Origin of the sequence: Pseudomonas sp. NFACC24-1, from assembly GCF_900115235.1 — a bacterium.
Lineage (GTDB): Bacteria > Pseudomonadota > Gammaproteobacteria > Pseudomonadales > Pseudomonadaceae > Aquipseudomonas > Aquipseudomonas fluorescens_AA.
Genome location: NZ_FOVS01000009.1, coordinates 70,249 through 85,345 on the forward strand (window position 1 = coordinate 70,249; position 15,097 = coordinate 85,345).

Here is a 15,097-nt window from a genome sequence, read left to right on the forward strand (position 1 = left end):
TTGACGGCCAAGTAAACGTTGGCCCGTGCCTTGCATTGTCTAGTCTCGACTGTACCTATGATTCCAGTGCAGCGGAGACTTTTTTATGCCCGTTACCCCAAATTCACTGCTTCAGGCCTCTGTCCAGGCCAAGCCCAAGGTCGCCGTCAATTCACCGGCAGCGGCCCCGGACCTCGGGGATAGAGCCTCCAGCTTCGCTCAAGTCTTCGCCAGGCAGGCGCCTGCCAAAGCGGCTACGGCCCCGGAGCCTGTGGTGAAATCGACGCGCGACAAGGCCGCCGATAACACCGTCAAAAAAGACACCGGCAACGAAAGCCCTGCCGCTCCGGAACCGACGGTTGCCGATAGCGGCAAACCCTTGCCCGCGGACAAACCAGCCAGCACCGACGACAAGGCCGCCAGCGATACCAGTGCTGACTTGGCTGAAACGCCCGTGGCGGATGCCGCACCAGTCGATCCGAGCCTGGATCCTGGCGTGCTGCCGGACATGACTGTGGTGCCGGTCGCGACAGCCCCGGCGGAACCTGCCCCCGTGACGGTCACGACTGAGGTTCAGGTCGCCACGGCAGTCGCGGCGCCCGTTGTTCCATTGGCCGCCCCGGCCCAGCCTGCGGTCCCGGTTGTCGATCCAGCCTTCGACCCGGAGGCCGACCCTCTCGACGCATTGCCCGCCTTGCGCTTGGCAATGGAGCAGGGCGGCCATGTTTCCGCCACCAGCCAGGCGCAGCCCAAGAACGCTGCCCCGGTGTCGCTCGACGGTGAGCCGACGTCGGCGCAGACCTTTGCCGCCGGTATGGCCAGCATGCTCAGTGTGCAAGCCGATCAGAACAGCACCGAGTCCGGTAGCCAGGGGGGCGACAAGGCCTTTGGCGGCTTGATCAGCGAAGGCCTCAAGGACCTGGGCGCGGCGTCCAGCGACACTCGTGTGGATGATTTCGCCAACCGCCTGGCCGCGCTGACCCAGGCCGCTACACCCAAAACCGCCAACGCAATACCGGTCAATCAACCTATCGCGATGAATCAGAGCGGTTGGACCGAAGAGGTGGTCAACCGGGTGATGTACCTGTCCAGCGTCAATCTCAAGGCGGCCGACATCCAATTGCAGCCTGCGGAGCTCGGACGCCTGGATATCCGGGTGAACATGGTTCCGGACCAGCAGACTCAGGTCACGTTCATGAGTGCCCACTCCGGCGTTCGTGAAGCCCTCGAAGGCCAGTTGCATCGCCTGCGGGACAGTTTTAGCCAGCAGGGCATGGGCCAGGTCGACGTCAGTGTGTCGGATCAATCCCGGGGTTCGCAGAACCAGGAGCAGCAAGCCCAGCAGCAGGCCCGGGCCGGGCGTACGACGTCATCCGGCGGGCGGGTGGATTCAGCGGAGGAAGCGGGCCCGGCCGGTATCGCTGAAGTGGCCGCCAGCACAACCAGCGTCATTGGCACCAGCGCGGTCGACTACTACGCCTGATCCAACGATGCTCACCCCTGTGGGAGCGAGCTTGCTCGCGATAGCCGATTGTCAGTCATCCTTGCAGGGACTGGTTCATCGCTATCGCGAGCAAGCCCGCTCCCACATTGCTTTCATGGGGGCTGAAGAGCGTATCTGCCCGTCATCCTGGGTACCGACACTTCTGGCATAACACTTGCTCCTGCCTTGCCGTGCAACAGTGAAAACCCCGATTAGTGACGGATTATTGGCATGGCGAAGAGCGAAGCAGCAGCTGTAAAAGACCCTGCAACCAAAGGCAAACTCAAGCTGATCATCATGATCGTGGTGGGTTTGCTCCTGGCGATCGGTGTGTCCGTGGGGGCGACCTGGTATTTCATGCACAGTGCTCAGAGCAAGCCGGCAGTGGCGGTCGAGGCTGCGCCGGTAGGCAAGCAGCCGGCGATTTTCGAACCGATGGCGCCCGCCTTCGTGGCCAACTACACCGTGAACGGTCGTCAACGCTACATGCAGGTCAGCATTACTTTGCAAGGTCGCAACCAGGCTGACCTGGAAGCGCTGCGGGTGCACATGCCGCTGATCCGCAATAACCTGGTGATGCTCTTTTCCGGACAGAATTTCGACACCCTGGCCACGCCCGTCGGCCAGGAAATGCTGCGTCAGAAAGCCACGGCCAGCGTGCAGGAAGTGGCTCAGAAAGAGCTTGGCAAAGTGGTGATCGAACAGTTGCTCTTCACTAACTTCGTATTGCAGTAGGAACACGACATGGCCGTGCAGGACCTGCTGTCCCAGGACGAAATCGACGCGCTGTTGCATGGTGTCGACGATGGTCTGGTGCAGACCGAAAACGCTGCTGAACCGGGCAGCGTCAAAAGCTACGACCTGACCAGCCAGGATCGCATCGTTCGCGGACGCATGCCGACCCTGGAAATGATCAACGAGCGTTTCGCCCGGTACACTCGCATCAGCATGTTCAATATGCTGCGCCGCTCGGCCGACGTGGCTGTGGGTGGCGTGCAGGTGATGAAGTTCGGCGAGTATGTGCATTCGCTGTACGTGCCCACCAGCCTCAACCTGGTGAAGATCAAGCCGTTGCGCGGCACCGCGTTGTTCATCCTCGACGCCAAGCTGGTGTTCAAGCTGGTGGACAACTTCTTTGGTGGCGACGGTCGTCACGCCAAGATCGAAGGGCGTGAATTCACCCCGACCGAGCTGCGGGTGGTGCGCATGGTGCTGGAACAGGCCTTCATCGATTTGAAGGAAGCCTGGCAGGCGATCATGGAAGTGAACTTCGAGTACATCAACTCGGAAGTGAACCCGGCCATGGCCAACATCGTCGGGCCGAGCGAAGCCATCGTGGTCTCGACCTTCCACATCGAACTCGATGGCGGTGGCGGCGACCTGCACGTGACCATGCCGTATTCGATGATCGAGCCGGTGCGCGAAATGCTCGACGCCGGTTTCCAGTCGGACCTCGACGACCAGGACGAACGCTGGATCAATGCCTTGCGCCAGGACGTGCTCGATGTCGATGTGCCGATCGGCGCGACAGTCGCCCGGCGCCAGTTGCGTTTGCGGGACATCCTGCACATGCAGCCGGGGGACATCATCCCCGTCGAGATGCCGGAAGATATGATCATGCGCGCCAATGGCGTGCCGGCTTTCAAGGTCAAGATGGGCTCTCACAAAGGCAACCTGGCGTTGCAGGTGATTGAGCCGATCGAACGCCGCTGAGCAGTGTCAACTTCTTAAGTTTGTAACGGATTTTACGTTTTTTACTGATTTTTGCCCGCCGAGGACAAATGATGGCTGACGATATGAATACCCAGGATGACCAGGCGCTGGCCGACGAATGGGCTGCGGCCCTGGAAGAAACCGGCGACGCCGGGCAGGCTGATATCGATGCCTTGCTGGCCGCCGATAGCGGCAATCAGGGGTCCAGCCGCCTGACGATGGAAGAGTTTGGCAGCGTGCCCAAGAGCAACGAGCCGGTCACGCTGGATGGGCCGAACCTGGATGTGATCCTCGACATCCCAGTGTCGATCTCCATGGAAGTGGGCAGCACCGATATCAACATCCGCAACCTGCTGCAACTCAACCAGGGCTCGGTGATCGAGTTGGACCGCCTGGCCGGCGAGCCGCTCGATGTGCTGGTCAACGGCACCTTGATCGCCCATGGCGAAGTGGTGGTGGTCAACGAGAAGTTCGGCATTCGCCTGACGGACGTGATCAGCCCGAGCGAACGCATCAAGAAGCTGCGCTGAGTGAAAGGTTTCTTCGCCGCAGCGTCGATGCTGCCATTGAGCGTGCTGGCGGCCGAACCGGTTGCCACGGCGGCCGTTGCGCCGGCGGCAGGCAGCGGGGTCGCCGGGCAACTGGCGCAACTGGTGCTCGGCTTGCTGTTGGTGCTGGGCTTGATCTTCTTTCTCGCGTGGTTGTTGCGCCGCGTGCAACAGGCGGGACCGACCGGCAAGGGCCAGGTCATCGACATCGTCGGTTCGCGCGCGCTCGGGCCGCGCGACCGGCTGGTGCTGGTGCAGGTCGGCAACGAGCAGATTCTGCTGGGCCTGAGCCCGGGCACCATCACCGCCTTGCACGTCCTCAAGGAACCGGTGCAGGTACCCACCAGCGAGCCGGCCAGCCCCGAATTTGCCCAGCGCCTCATGGAGCTGCTGGGGAAAGACCAGAAGGATAAAAAGTAATGCCGTTGCGCATTCTGTTGGCATTGGCCCTGATGCTGGCCGCACCGTTGGCGTTCGCCGCCGACCCGCTGTCGATCCCGGCGATCACCCTGGGGACCAACGCCGAAGGGGCCCAGGAATACTCGGTCAGCCTGCAGATCCTGCTGATCATGACCGCGCTGAGTTTCATCCCGGCGTTCGTCATGCTGATGACCAGTTTCACCCGGATCATCATTGTCTTTTCGATCCTGCGCCAGGCCCTGGGCCTGCAACAGACCCCCTCGAACCAGATCCTCACCGGCATGGCGCTGTTCCTGACCATGTTCATCATGGCGCCCGTGTTCGATCGGGTGAACCAGGATGCGCTGCAACCCTACCTGGCAGAAAAAATCACGGCTCAAGATGCCGTGGCCAAGGCCCAGGTGCCGATCAAGGATTTCATGCTGGCCCAGACCCGCAGCAGTGACCTGGAGCTGTTCATGCGCCTGTCCAAGCGCACCGACATCCCCAGTGCCGACCAGGCGCCGCTGACCATCCTGGTGCCGGCGTTCGTGACGTCCGAGCTGAAAACCGCGTTCCAGATCGGTTTCATGATTTTCATCCCGTTCCTGATCATCGACCTGGTGGTCGCCAGCGTGCTGATGGCCATGGGTATGATGATGCTCTCGCCGCTGATCATTTCCCTGCCATTCAAGATCATGCTGTTTGTGCTGGTGGACGGCTGGGCGTTGATCATCGGTACGCTGGCGGGCAGTTTCGGCGGTGTTTAGGCCTTTTGTGCGGGTAGGACGATATGACGCCTGAAGTAGCGGTAGACCTGTTCCGTGAAGCGCTCTGGCTGACGACCATGATGGTTGCCATCCTGGTGATCCCCAGCCTGTTGGTGGGGTTGCTGGTGGCGATGTTCCAGGCCGCGACCCAGATCAACGAACAGACCTTGAGCTTCCTGCCGCGCCTGCTGGTGATGCTGGTGACGTTGATCGTCGCCGGCCCCTGGATGGTACAAACCTTCATGGAATACATCCTGCAGCTGTACGGCAGTATTCCGCAGTTGATCGGCTGACCCCATGTCGATGCTCGAGCTGACGGACACCCAGATCAGTTCCTGGGTGGCATCGTTCATCCTGCCGTTGTTTCGTGTCACCGCGGTGCTGATGAGCATGCCGGTCTTCGGCACGACCTTGTTGCCCCGGCGCATACGCTTGTATTTCGCCCTGGCGATCACGGTAGTCATCGCCCCCGGGTTACCACCGATGCCGCCGGTCAATGCCCTGGACCTCAGCGCGCTGATGCTGGTGGCCGAGCAAATTCTCATCGGTGCCTTGATGGGGTTCTCGTTGCAGCTGTTCTTCCAGGCATTCGTGGTGGCCGGGCAAATCATTTCGATCCAGATGGGCATGGCCTTCGCGTCCATGGTCGACCCCACCAATGGCGTGACGACGGCGGTGATCGGACAGTTCCTGACGATGCTGGTGACCCTGTTGTTCCTGGCCATGAATGGGCATCTGGTGGTGTTCGAGGTGTTGACCGAGAGCTTTACCACCATGCCGGTGGGCAGTGCATTGCTGGTCAATCATTTCTGGGAAATCGCCGGTAAGCTCGGCTGGGTCCTGGGTGCGGCGATGGTGCTGGTATTGCCGGCGATCACCGCGTTGCTGGTGGTCAACATTGCGTTTGGCGTGATGACCCGCGCGGCGCCGCAGTTGAATATTTTCTCCATTGGTTTCCCGCTCACCCTTGTGCTGGGCATGGTGATTTTCTGGGTCAGCCTCGGGGATATCCTCAATCAGTATCAGCCGCTGGCCACCCAGGCCTTGCAGCTTCTACGCGACATGGCACAGGCTCGCTGAACCATGGCCGAGAGCGAGAGTGGTCAGGACAAGACAGAAGATCCCACGGAAAAGCGCTTGCGCGAATCCCGGGAAAAGGGCGAGATCGCCCGCTCCAAGGAGCTCAACACGTTGGCGATCATGCTGGCCGGGGCGGGCGGGTTGCTGATTTATGGCGGCGGGTTGGCCCTGGACCTGCTGGAAATCATGCGCCTGAATTTCTCCCTGCCCCGCGAGGTGCTGCTGTCTCCGGGGGCCATGTCCCAGTATCTGTTGCACTCGGGCAAGATCGCGATCCTGGCGGTGCAGCCGGTCTTGATCTGCTTGCTGCTGGCCGCTTTCATCGGCCCGATTTCCCTGGGCGGCTGGTTGTTCGCCGCCGGGAGCCTGGCGCCCAAGTTCAGCCGGATGAACCCGGCCGCCGGTCTCAAGCGCATGTTTTCCACCACGGCGCTGATGGAGTTGCTCAAGGCGTTCGGGAAATTCCTGCTGGTCCTGTTCGTCGCGCTGACGGTGTTGCAGGCCGACATCGACGATCTGCTGCGCATTGCTCACGAACCGCTGGAGCAGGCGATTATCCACAGCGTGCAGTTGGTGGGCTGGAGTACGTTATGGATGGCTTGCGGCCTGATCCTGATCGCCGCCATCGACGTGCCGATCCAGCTGTATCAGAGCAAGCAGAAGCTGATGATGACCAAGCAGGAGGTGCGCGACGAGCACAAGGATGCGGAGGGCAAGCCGGAGGTCAAGCAGCGCATCCGCCAATTGCAGCGGGAGGTCTCCCAGCGGCGGATGATGGCGGCCATCCCCGATGCCGATGTGGTCATCACCAACCCGACTCACTACGCCGTCGCCCTCAAGTACGACCCCGAAAAAGGCAACGCTCCCGTGTTGCTGGCCAAGGGCAGCGACTTCTTGGCGCTGAAGATCCGTGAGATCGCCGTGGCCAATGAGGTGATGCTGCTCGAGTCCCCGGCGCTGGCGCGATCGATCTATTACTCCACCGAACTCGACCAGGAAATCCCTGGAGGCCTGTACCTGGCCGTGGCCCAGGTATTGGCCTACGTCTACCAGATCCGCCAGCACCGCGCGGGCAAGGGCAAACGCCCGGAGCCGCTCAAGGATTTGCCGATTCCGCCGGATTTGCGGCGTGATTCCTAGCGGGCTCGAACATTGTGCGGTGGCGATGCACGGGTTCCTGCATTATTAGTCCTCAGCGGCCGATTCTTTGCTGGCGCTAAGGTGTCTGCGCCACTTTCTTGTGGAAGCGATGTATCGGAAGATGAGCGTGTCGCCTTTTTTAAGTTGTACGGAGGCGCCTGTTTCCAGGTTGCTGCCCATGACCGTGGCTGTCAGGGTAGCGTTAGAGGTCAGGATGACTTCGTCGTCCTGCCAGGCTGTGACAGGCAGGGTGATTTCTCTGACCCAGTCGCCGTCCCTGAAGTGCACACGCGTCTCTTCGGTGCCGGTGTCTATCATCTGGGTACCAGCCTGGGCCGCGCCGTAGCTGTGGATGGGGGTCTTGACGGCCTCCCACCTAGATTGGCTGTTGTACATGAAGAGGTACCTGTCGCCCCGCTGGCAGCGGTACACCCTTTGGTCGGCGCGGCGATGGATCTGGCTATGCCAGCCCTCGATAGCCGTTATCTCGGAAGATATCTCCACGTAACTGTAGATCGGGGCGGCAGTGGTTAAATTGATGTGATCCGTCCAGTTGTAATCTTCAGTCCGATATCTGATGAATTTTTCATCGACGCGGACCACGGGGACGTTGTCTCCAGACGTGTTGGGGGAGTAGACCATCGCCGGCTGTGTTACCCATTTTCCTTGGCTGCTGTCGTATATGAACAGCAGCAAATTGCCCTGTGCCAGGGTCATGCTATTTATTAGAAAGTCACTGTTGGAAACGTGCAGGGTCGTGTTCAACTGGGCCTTGCAGATGATGAGTAAAGTGGCGTTTGCGGTGCCGTTCATGGGGAGCGTCATCGAAGCGAGCCAATTGCCGTTGTATGTCTCCAGGGCGATTGCTCGATAGCCGTGGGGAATGTAGCCATTGGCGACAAGATCCCGGGGGGTTAGGTAGGCAGACGTCCGAAATTTGCTCCTGAAGCTATTGGCATGAATGCAATTATCGATATGCCGGTGGCGCAAGGACCAGTCGGTGTTGATGATGTAGAACTTCATGATCGGCGAATCGTCTGCGCCCGCTGCAAACCAGTTCATGACGTCCGGTGACATATCGTCCGGTTGCCCGACTTTAGTGTATTTGTGGGCCTGGATGGAGCGCAGTTCGTACTCCGGCTTTATCTCATTACCGACTTGGTCGATAAAACTCTTCAGCTCGCTGCTGGAGGGCATGTTTTTTTGTATCCAGCGCTGATTGACCCCAGGCCAGAACAGAGGGTCCCGTTGGCTGTGGTTGTAGGCAATCACCACATTTTTTTGTAAAGCCCACAGCTGCCTGAGCGTCAGGACATTCCACTTCGGTTCGATCAGCCTGCTGCCCAGCCGATTTTTTATAACCGTGGCCAACTCGCGATGTGCCGTGTCGGTAAAGTTTTTGAATTGATGAAAGTCGAGGATGACCACCTCGTTGCCGTAAGCCGTGTAGAGATTGATGGCAGCTTGAAGGCAGTCGCCTTCGATGGTTCTTCTGGAGTTCAAACTGTGGTAAATCATGAATCTTTTCGCGTCCCCTACGGGATAGCCAAAAAAGAACTCAACCCTTAAATCCAGCACCCGGATCCCCGTCTGCAACTGGCTATGGGGGGATACGTCCTGGCAGGTCTCATAGCTGTTGGAGTAGGGCGCCTGCTTATCCATTCCCGAGTTGTGGGTCCCGGGCAGTATCATTTCATCGATGCGCAGGCTCGCAGTGGCGCTGGGGTAGTAGCCCATCCAGTTTGGTCGCACATTATTGAACGGAGTGCAGATTCCGCTGTTGATACTGCCGCTCGGGCACCAGCCTACCCTGGGTGTCGAGAGCGGTTCATCGCCAGGTGCGGGATCGCAACGGGTGGGCTGCTCGGTATCGGGATATTCAGCGGGAGGATAAGGGGCAAGCTCGGGCGCCACATAGGGCTTCAACACGCCATGCTCGTCCAGGTCGTCCGGATGTACGCCCATTTGTTCAGCCAGTTCGACGAGGGAAATATTCTTGGTCATGACAGGCCTCCGTCTAGGGGGGCTGAATCGATGGATTGCAACCTCCCGAGTGGCCATTCAATACCTTAGTTGTCTGTCTCGACCACTCACAGAAGTACTAGGTTGACGCTTTTTAAGTTTCGTGCTTGTAGGGGGCTATGTTCCGGGCCGGGTGCTCTCATCCGAGTCAATTTCCTATCGCTTCCAAAGTTGGACGGCTTTTTGCAAAAGCAGGCCATATGACGCTACCAGCGTCAAAAGTTTGCTTCACAGGAACGGGGAAAATCGGTGGATCGCTCACAGTTACTCAGCACCGCGCGCAGCAATGTCGTAGACCTCAGCCGGGGTAATCTGGGCGTGCCGTTGTTGCTGCTGGTCATGCTTGCCATGATGATGCTGCCGGTGCCACCGTTCCTGCTGGACGTGTTCTTCACGTTCAACATCGCCCTGTCGATCGTCGTGCTGTTGGTGTGCGTCTACGCCCTGCGGCCACTGGATTTCGCCGTCTTCCCGACCATCCTGCTGGTGGCCACGCTGTTGCGCCTGGCGCTGAACGTGGCGTCCACCCGCGTGGTGATGCTCCACGGCCAGGACGGGCACGCCGCGGCCGGTAAGGTGATCCAGGCCTTCGGTGAGGTGGTGATCGGCGGTAACTACGTGGTCGGTATCGTGGTCTTCGCCATCCTGATGATCATCAACTTCGTCGTGGTGACCAAGGGCGCCGGGCGGATTTCCGAGGTGAGCGCGCGTTTCACCCTCGATGCGATGCCGGGCAAGCAGATGGCGATCGACGCCGACCTCAACGCCGGTCTGATCGACCAGAGCCAGGCCAAGCTGCGTCGCCTGGAAGTGGCCCAGGAAGCCGAGTTCTACGGTTCCATGGACGGTGCCAGCAAATTCGTGCGCGGTGACGCCATCGCCGGCCTGCTGATTCTGTTCATCAACCTGATCGGCGGCATGGCTGTCGGCATCTTCCAGCACAACATGTCGTTTGGCGACGCCGGCAGGGTTTACGCCTTGTTGACCATTGGTGACGGTTTGGTGGCGCAATTGCCATCACTGTTGTTATCCACAGCGGCCGCGATCATGGTGACCCGTGCTTCGGGCTCTGAAGACATGGGCAAGCAGATCGGCCGGCAGATGTTCGCCTCGCCCAAGGCCCTGGCCGTTGCCGCTGGCCTGATGGCGGTGATGGGCCTGGTGCCGGGGATGCCACACATTTCCTTCCTGACCATGGCCGCCGCCGCCGCGGGCGGTGCCTACCTGTTCTGGAAGAAGCAGAACGCGCAGAAAGTCCAGGCCCTGCAAGAGGTCAAGCGCCAGCAGGAGCTGCTGCCGTCGCCGGCCCGCGCCATGGAAACCAAGGAGCTGGGCTGGGATGACGTGACCCCGATCGATATGATCGGCCTGGAAGTCGGCTATCGTTTGATTCCCTTGGTCGACCGTAACCAGGGGGGGCAGTTGCTGGCGCGGATCAAGGGGGTGCGCAAGAAGCTCTCCCAGGACCTGGGCTTCCTGATGCCCACCGTACACATTCGCGACAACCTCGACCTGGCGCCGAGCGCCTATCGCCTGACCTTGATGGGGGTGATCCTGGCCGAAGCCGAGATCTACCCGGATCGCGAGCTGGCGATCAACCCGGGCCAGGTCTATGGCAGCCTCAACGGCATCACCGCCAAGGATCCGGCTTTCGGCCTGGAAGCGGTGTGGATCGAAATCAGCCAGCGGGCCCAGGCCCAGTCCCTCGGTTATACCGTGGTGGACGCCAGTACCGTGGTGGCGACCCACTTGAACCAGATCCTGTACAAGCACTCCAGCGAGCTGATTGGCCACGAAGAAGTCCAGCAACTCCTGCAAGTGCTGGCCAAAGGCTCGCCGAAGCTGGCTGAAGAGCTGGTGCCGGGCGTGGTTTCGTTGTCGCAGTTGCTCAAGGTGCTGCAGGCGCTGCTGGCCGAACAAGTGCCCGTGCGCGACATACGCAGTATCGCCGAGGCCATCGCCAACAACGCCTCCAAGAGTCAAGATACCGCCGCCTTGGTGGCTGCGGTTCGGGTCGGCGTGTCCCGCGCAATCGTCCAAAGCATTGTAGGCACTGAGTCTGAGCTGCCTGTGATCACCTTGGAGCCAAGGTTGGAACAGATATTGCTCAATAGTCTGCAGAAGGCAGGACAAGGCTCGGAAGAGGGTGTTCTGCTGGAGCCAAGCATGGCCGAGAAGCTGCAGCGTTCGCTGATCGAAGCAGCCCAGCGGCAGGAGATGCAAGGCCAACCGGTGATCCTGCTGGTGGCCGGTCCGATTCGCGCGATGCTCTCGCGATTCGGTCGCCTCGCGGTCCCGGGGCTGCATGTGCTGGCGTACCAGGAAATACCGGACAACAAGCAAGTGACCATCGTTGCGACAGTAGGGCCCAACGGCTGAGGTAGTGGTTTATGCAAGTGAAGCGTTTTTTCGCCGCCGACATGCGTCAGGCCATGAAACTGGTTCGTGACGAGCTGGGCGCTGAAGCAGCCATCATTGGCAACCGTCGTATCGCCGGCGGTGTCGAGCTGACGGCGGCCCTGGATTACAAACTGTCTGCGCTGGCCCCGCGGGTTCCGAACATGGAACTCGAAGACGAGCTGCGCAAGACCCAATCGCGTATCGCCAGCGCCCAGGCCGAACTGAGCCTGCGCAGCAGCGAAGGCGAGGGTGCCGCGGGCACCAATCGTCAATTGTTCGCCGGTCAGCCGCTGACCGCCGGCCTGCCGTTGACCGCTGCCGAGCCGCTGATCGAGCAGGCCCAGGCCGAACCGCGTCGTCCTGAGCCGGCACCCGCCGCGCCTGCCCGCGGCCTCGACCCGCGCGCCCTGGACTCGATGCGCTTCGAACTCAACAGCCTGCGCGAACTGATGGAAGTCCAACTCGGCTCCCTGGCCTGGAATCAGCTGCAAGGCAGCCGTCCGGCCCAGGCCAACCTGTGGCGTCGCCTGCAACGCATCGGCTTGTCCGGCCCGTTGTCCCGGGACCTGCTGGCGCTGATCAATGGTATCGAAGAGCCTCGCCAGGCCTGGCGCATGTTGCTGGCGCACCTGGCGCGGATGATCGCCACGCCGGAAGTCGAGCCGCTGGAGGAGGGCGGGGTGATTGCCATGGTCGGTCCCGCCGGCATGGGCAAGACCACCACCCTGGCCAAGCTCGCCGCCCGTTATGTACTCAAGTACGGCGCCCAGAGCATCGCGCTGGTGAGCATGGACAGTTTCCGCATCGGTGCCCAGGAACAACTCAAGACCCTGGGCCGGATCCTCAATGTGTCGGTGACCCATGTGGATCCGGGCCAATCCCTGGCCCAGGCGCTGGAGCCGTTGCTGCGCAAGCGCGTCGTGCTGATCGATACCGCAGGCCTGCAAGCCAGCGATCCGGCCCTGCGCATGCAGCTCGAAAGCCTGGCCGGACGCGGTATCAAGTCAAAAAATTATCTCGTGTTGGCAACCACCAGCCAGAAACAGGTTCTAACCGCCGCATACCACAGCTACAAGCGCTGCGGACTGGCTGGCTGCATCCTGACTAAGCTGGACGAAACGGCAAGCCTGGGCGAGGTGTTGAGCCTGGCGATCGGTCATGAACTGCCGGTGGCCTACCTGACCGATGGGCCGCGGATCCCGGATGATTTGCATCTGCCGCGCCGTCATCAACTGGTCAGTCGTGCCGTGAGTGTGCAAATGCAGGAAGAACCCAGCGAAGAAGCCATGGCTGACATGTTCGCTGACATCTACCACAGCCCGACCAAACAGGTCGGCTGAGGTAATCATGAATATTTTTTGTACCTACATCGATGGTCTGCCATGCATTGTTCCTTATGCGAACGCGCAGCCAGTAATGTGGCCTCCGTCTAAGAAGACAAGGTAAAGAACGAACATGGGCAGCATGCATCCCGTACAGGTGATCGCGGTGACCGGCGGCAAAGGTGGCGTCGGGAAGACTAACGTGTCAGTGAACTTGTCCCTGGCTCTGGCAGAGCTTGGCCGACGGGTCATGCTGCTGGACGCCGACCTGGGCCTGGCGAACGTCGACGTGCTGCTGGGGCTTACCCCCAAACGCACCCTGGCGGACGTGATCGAGGGCCGTTGCGAACTGCGCGACGTGCTATTGCAGGGGCCGGGCGGGATTCGCATCGTGCCGGCTGCCTCTGGCACCCAGAGCATGGTTCACCTGACCCCGGCCCAGCACGCGGGCCTGATCCAGGCCTTCAGCGACATCGGCGACAACCTCGATGTGCTGGTGATCGACACCGCGGCCGGCATTGGCGACTCGGTTGTCAGTTTCGTCCGCGCCGCCCAGGAAGTGCTGCTGGTGGTCTGCGACGAACCGACGTCCATCACCGACGCCTACGCCCTGATCAAACTGCTGAACCGCGACTATGGCATGAACCGCTTCCGCGTCCTGGCCAATATGGCCCAGAGCCCGCAGGAAGGGCGCAACCTGTTCGCCAAGTTGACCAAGGTCACCGATCGCTTCCTGGACGTCGCCCTACAATACGTCGGCGCCGTGCCGTACGACGAAAGCGTGCGCAAGGCCGTCCAGAAGCAACGTGCCGTTTATGAAGCTTTTCCACGTTCCAAATGCGCGCTGGCGTTCAAGGCGATCGCCCAGAAGGTCGATACCTGGCCACTGCCGGCCAACCCCCGCGGGCATCTGGAATTTTTCGTCGAGCGTCTTGTGCAACAAACAGCAGGGCCCGTGCTATGACAGCCAGCGGTTACAACCATCTCTATAAAAAATCGGCACGGGACGCCCAGTACGAATTGATCGAGCGTTATGCGCCACTGGTCAAGCGTATTGCCTACCACTTGCTGGCGCGGTTGCCGGCCAGTGTCCAGGTCGAGGACTTGATCCAGGCCGGCATGATCGGCCTGCTTGAAGTGTCGAACAAATACGACGCCAGCAAAGGCGCCAGTTTCGAGACCTATGCCGGTATTCGCATTCGCGGGGCGATGCTCGATGAGGTCCGCAAGGGCGATTGGGCGCCACGTTCGGTGCACCGCAATACCCGCATGGTCAGTGACGCGATTCGGGCAATTGAAGCGAAAACCGGGCGTGACGCTAAAGATCACGAAGTTGCGGCCGAACTCCAGTTGAGCCTCGACGATTATTACGGGATTTTGAACGATACCTTGGGCAGCCGCCTGTTCAGTTTCGACGACCTGTTGCAGGACGGCGAACACGAAGGGCTGCACGAGGATAACGCGAGTGCTCACATGGAGCCGTCGCGTGACCTGGAAGATGAACGTTTCCAGAGTGCGCTGGCGGATGCGATTGCCAATTTGCCGGAGCGTGAGCGGCTGGTCTTGGCGCTGTACTACGACGAAGAGCTGAACCTCAAGGAAATCGGTGAGGTCCTGGGGGTCAGCGAATCGCGGGTCAGCCAGTTACACAGCCAGTGCGCGGCCCGTTTGCGGGGGCGTTTGGGGGAGTGGCGAGCGCGTTGACAGGCAGTGTGGGGACACTGCGACGAGGCTGGCCTGGCAATGCTGCGCCAGTCTCCATCCGTTGTGCTCCAGACCGTTGTCGAGTGTTGTGCCGGATTGATTGAAATGGCGCGTCCAGGTGCTGGGCGCGTTTAAGACTGCTTGGAGGTCGAATTGGACAAGAACATGAAAATCCTCATCGTTGATGACTTCTCAACGATGCGGCGGATCATTAAAAACCTGTTGCGTGACCTTGGGTTCACCAACACGGCCGAAGCAGATGACGGGACCACTGCGCTCCCGATGTTGCACAGTGGCAACTTCGATTTTCTGGTCACCGACTGGAACATGCCGGGCATGACCGGTATCGACCTGCTGCGCCAGGTGCGTGCCGACGAAAAACTCAAGCATCTTCCGGTGTTGATGGTCACTGCCGAAGCCAAGCGCGAGCAGATCATCGAAGCGGCCCAGGCCGGTGTGAACGGCTATGTGGTCAAACCCTTCACGGCCCAGGCGTTGAAAGAGAAGATCGAAAAAATCTTCGAACGCATCGGTTAA

General features: G+C 60.4%; 15 protein-coding genes. 14 read left to right on the forward strand and 1 reads right to left on the reverse strand.

All coding sequences use genetic code 11. The features are described 5' to 3' along the window. The first annotated feature begins 85 nt into the window (after positions 1–85). The 9 genes from BM317_RS10800 to flhB all read left to right on the forward strand — a co-directional run bounded on the left by BM317_RS10800 (position 86) and on the right by flhB (position 7,112). Positions 86–1,462: a flagellar hook-length control protein FliK gene (locus tag BM317_RS10800; protein ID WP_092474289.1), complete on the forward strand. Its 1,377-nt coding sequence runs from the start codon at positions 86–88 to the stop codon at positions 1,460–1,462. Positions 1,463–1,693: 231 nt separating this feature from the next. After that, the gene (gene fliL, locus BM317_RS10805; RefSeq protein WP_072341628.1) at positions 1,694–2,197 is read left to right on the forward strand and encodes a flagellar basal body-associated protein FliL; all 504 of its coding nucleotides are present in this window, start codon (positions 1,694–1,696) and stop codon (positions 2,195–2,197) included. Between the two features lie 9 nt (positions 2,198–2,206). Next, positions 2,207–3,175: a flagellar motor switch protein FliM gene (gene fliM, locus BM317_RS10810; protein WP_053120288.1), complete on the forward strand. Its 969-nt coding sequence runs from the start codon at positions 2,207–2,209 to the stop codon at positions 3,173–3,175. 71 nt (positions 3,176–3,246) lie between these two features. Continuing rightward, positions 3,247–3,705 (forward strand): flagellar motor switch protein FliN, encoded by a 459-nt coding sequence (gene fliN / locus BM317_RS10815; RefSeq protein ID WP_060738643.1) that lies wholly within the window; start codon positions 3,247–3,249, stop codon positions 3,703–3,705. After that, entirely contained in the window at positions 3,706–4,143 is a 438-nt protein-coding gene (gene fliO / locus BM317_RS10820) for a flagellar biosynthetic protein FliO (protein ID WP_092167444.1), read from the forward strand. Further along, positions 4,143–4,892 (forward strand): flagellar type III secretion system pore protein FliP, encoded by a 750-nt coding sequence (fliP, locus tag BM317_RS10825; protein WP_060738641.1) that lies wholly within the window; start codon positions 4,143–4,145, stop codon positions 4,890–4,892. The genes fliO and fliP overlap by 1 nt, the downstream gene beginning before the upstream one ends. Positions 4,893–4,915: 23 nt before the next feature. Further along, a complete protein-coding gene (gene fliQ / locus BM317_RS10830) occupies positions 4,916–5,185 on the forward strand; it encodes a flagellar biosynthesis protein FliQ (protein WP_038858957.1) in 270 nt (89 codons plus the stop codon). Positions 5,186–5,189: 4 nt separating this feature from the next. Further along, a complete protein-coding gene (gene fliR, locus BM317_RS10835) occupies positions 5,190–5,972 on the forward strand; it encodes a flagellar biosynthetic protein FliR (RefSeq protein ID WP_092167447.1) in 783 nt (260 codons plus the stop codon). Between the two features lie 3 nt (positions 5,973–5,975). Next, entirely contained in the window at positions 5,976–7,112 is a 1,137-nt protein-coding gene (flhB, locus tag BM317_RS10840) for a flagellar biosynthesis protein FlhB (RefSeq protein WP_092167449.1), read from the forward strand. Positions 7,113–7,157: 45 nt separating this feature from the next. On the opposite strand, the gene BM317_RS10845 is transcribed toward flhB, so the two are convergent. Next, positions 7,158–9,116 carry a hypothetical protein gene (locus tag BM317_RS10845; protein ID WP_092474291.1) on the reverse strand — a complete coding sequence of 653 codons (1,959 nt, stop codon included), beginning with the start codon at positions 9,114–9,116 and terminating at the stop codon, positions 7,158–7,160. A 267-nt stretch (positions 9,117–9,383) separates the two neighbouring features. Here BM317_RS10845 and flhA point away from each other — a divergent pair, with 267 nt between their 5' ends. The 5 genes from flhA to BM317_RS10870 all read left to right on the forward strand — a co-directional run bounded on the left by flhA (position 9,384) and on the right by BM317_RS10870 (position 15,097). Then, positions 9,384–11,513: a flagellar biosynthesis protein FlhA gene (gene flhA, locus BM317_RS10850; RefSeq protein ID WP_092167453.1), complete on the forward strand. Its 2,130-nt coding sequence runs from the start codon at positions 9,384–9,386 to the stop codon at positions 11,511–11,513. Positions 11,514–11,524: 11 nt separating this feature from the next. Further along, positions 11,525–12,874 carry a flagellar biosynthesis GTPase FlhF gene (flhF, locus tag BM317_RS10855; protein WP_060738636.1) on the forward strand — a complete coding sequence of 450 codons (1,350 nt, stop codon included), beginning with the start codon at positions 11,525–11,527 and terminating at the stop codon, positions 12,872–12,874. 115 nt (positions 12,875–12,989) lie between these two features. Continuing rightward, entirely contained in the window at positions 12,990–13,820 is an 831-nt protein-coding gene (fleN, locus tag BM317_RS10860; protein WP_003184001.1) for a flagellar synthesis regulator FleN, read from the forward strand. After that, positions 13,817–14,560 (forward strand): RNA polymerase sigma factor FliA, encoded by a 744-nt coding sequence (fliA, locus tag BM317_RS10865; RefSeq protein ID WP_014337177.1) that lies wholly within the window; start codon positions 13,817–13,819, stop codon positions 14,558–14,560. The genes fleN and fliA overlap by 4 nt, the downstream gene beginning before the upstream one ends. A 165-nt stretch (positions 14,561–14,725) precedes the next feature. Continuing rightward, complete coding sequence (locus tag BM317_RS10870; RefSeq protein WP_003199125.1) at positions 14,726–15,097, forward strand: chemotaxis response regulator CheY; 372 nt, start codon at positions 14,726–14,728, stop codon at positions 15,095–15,097.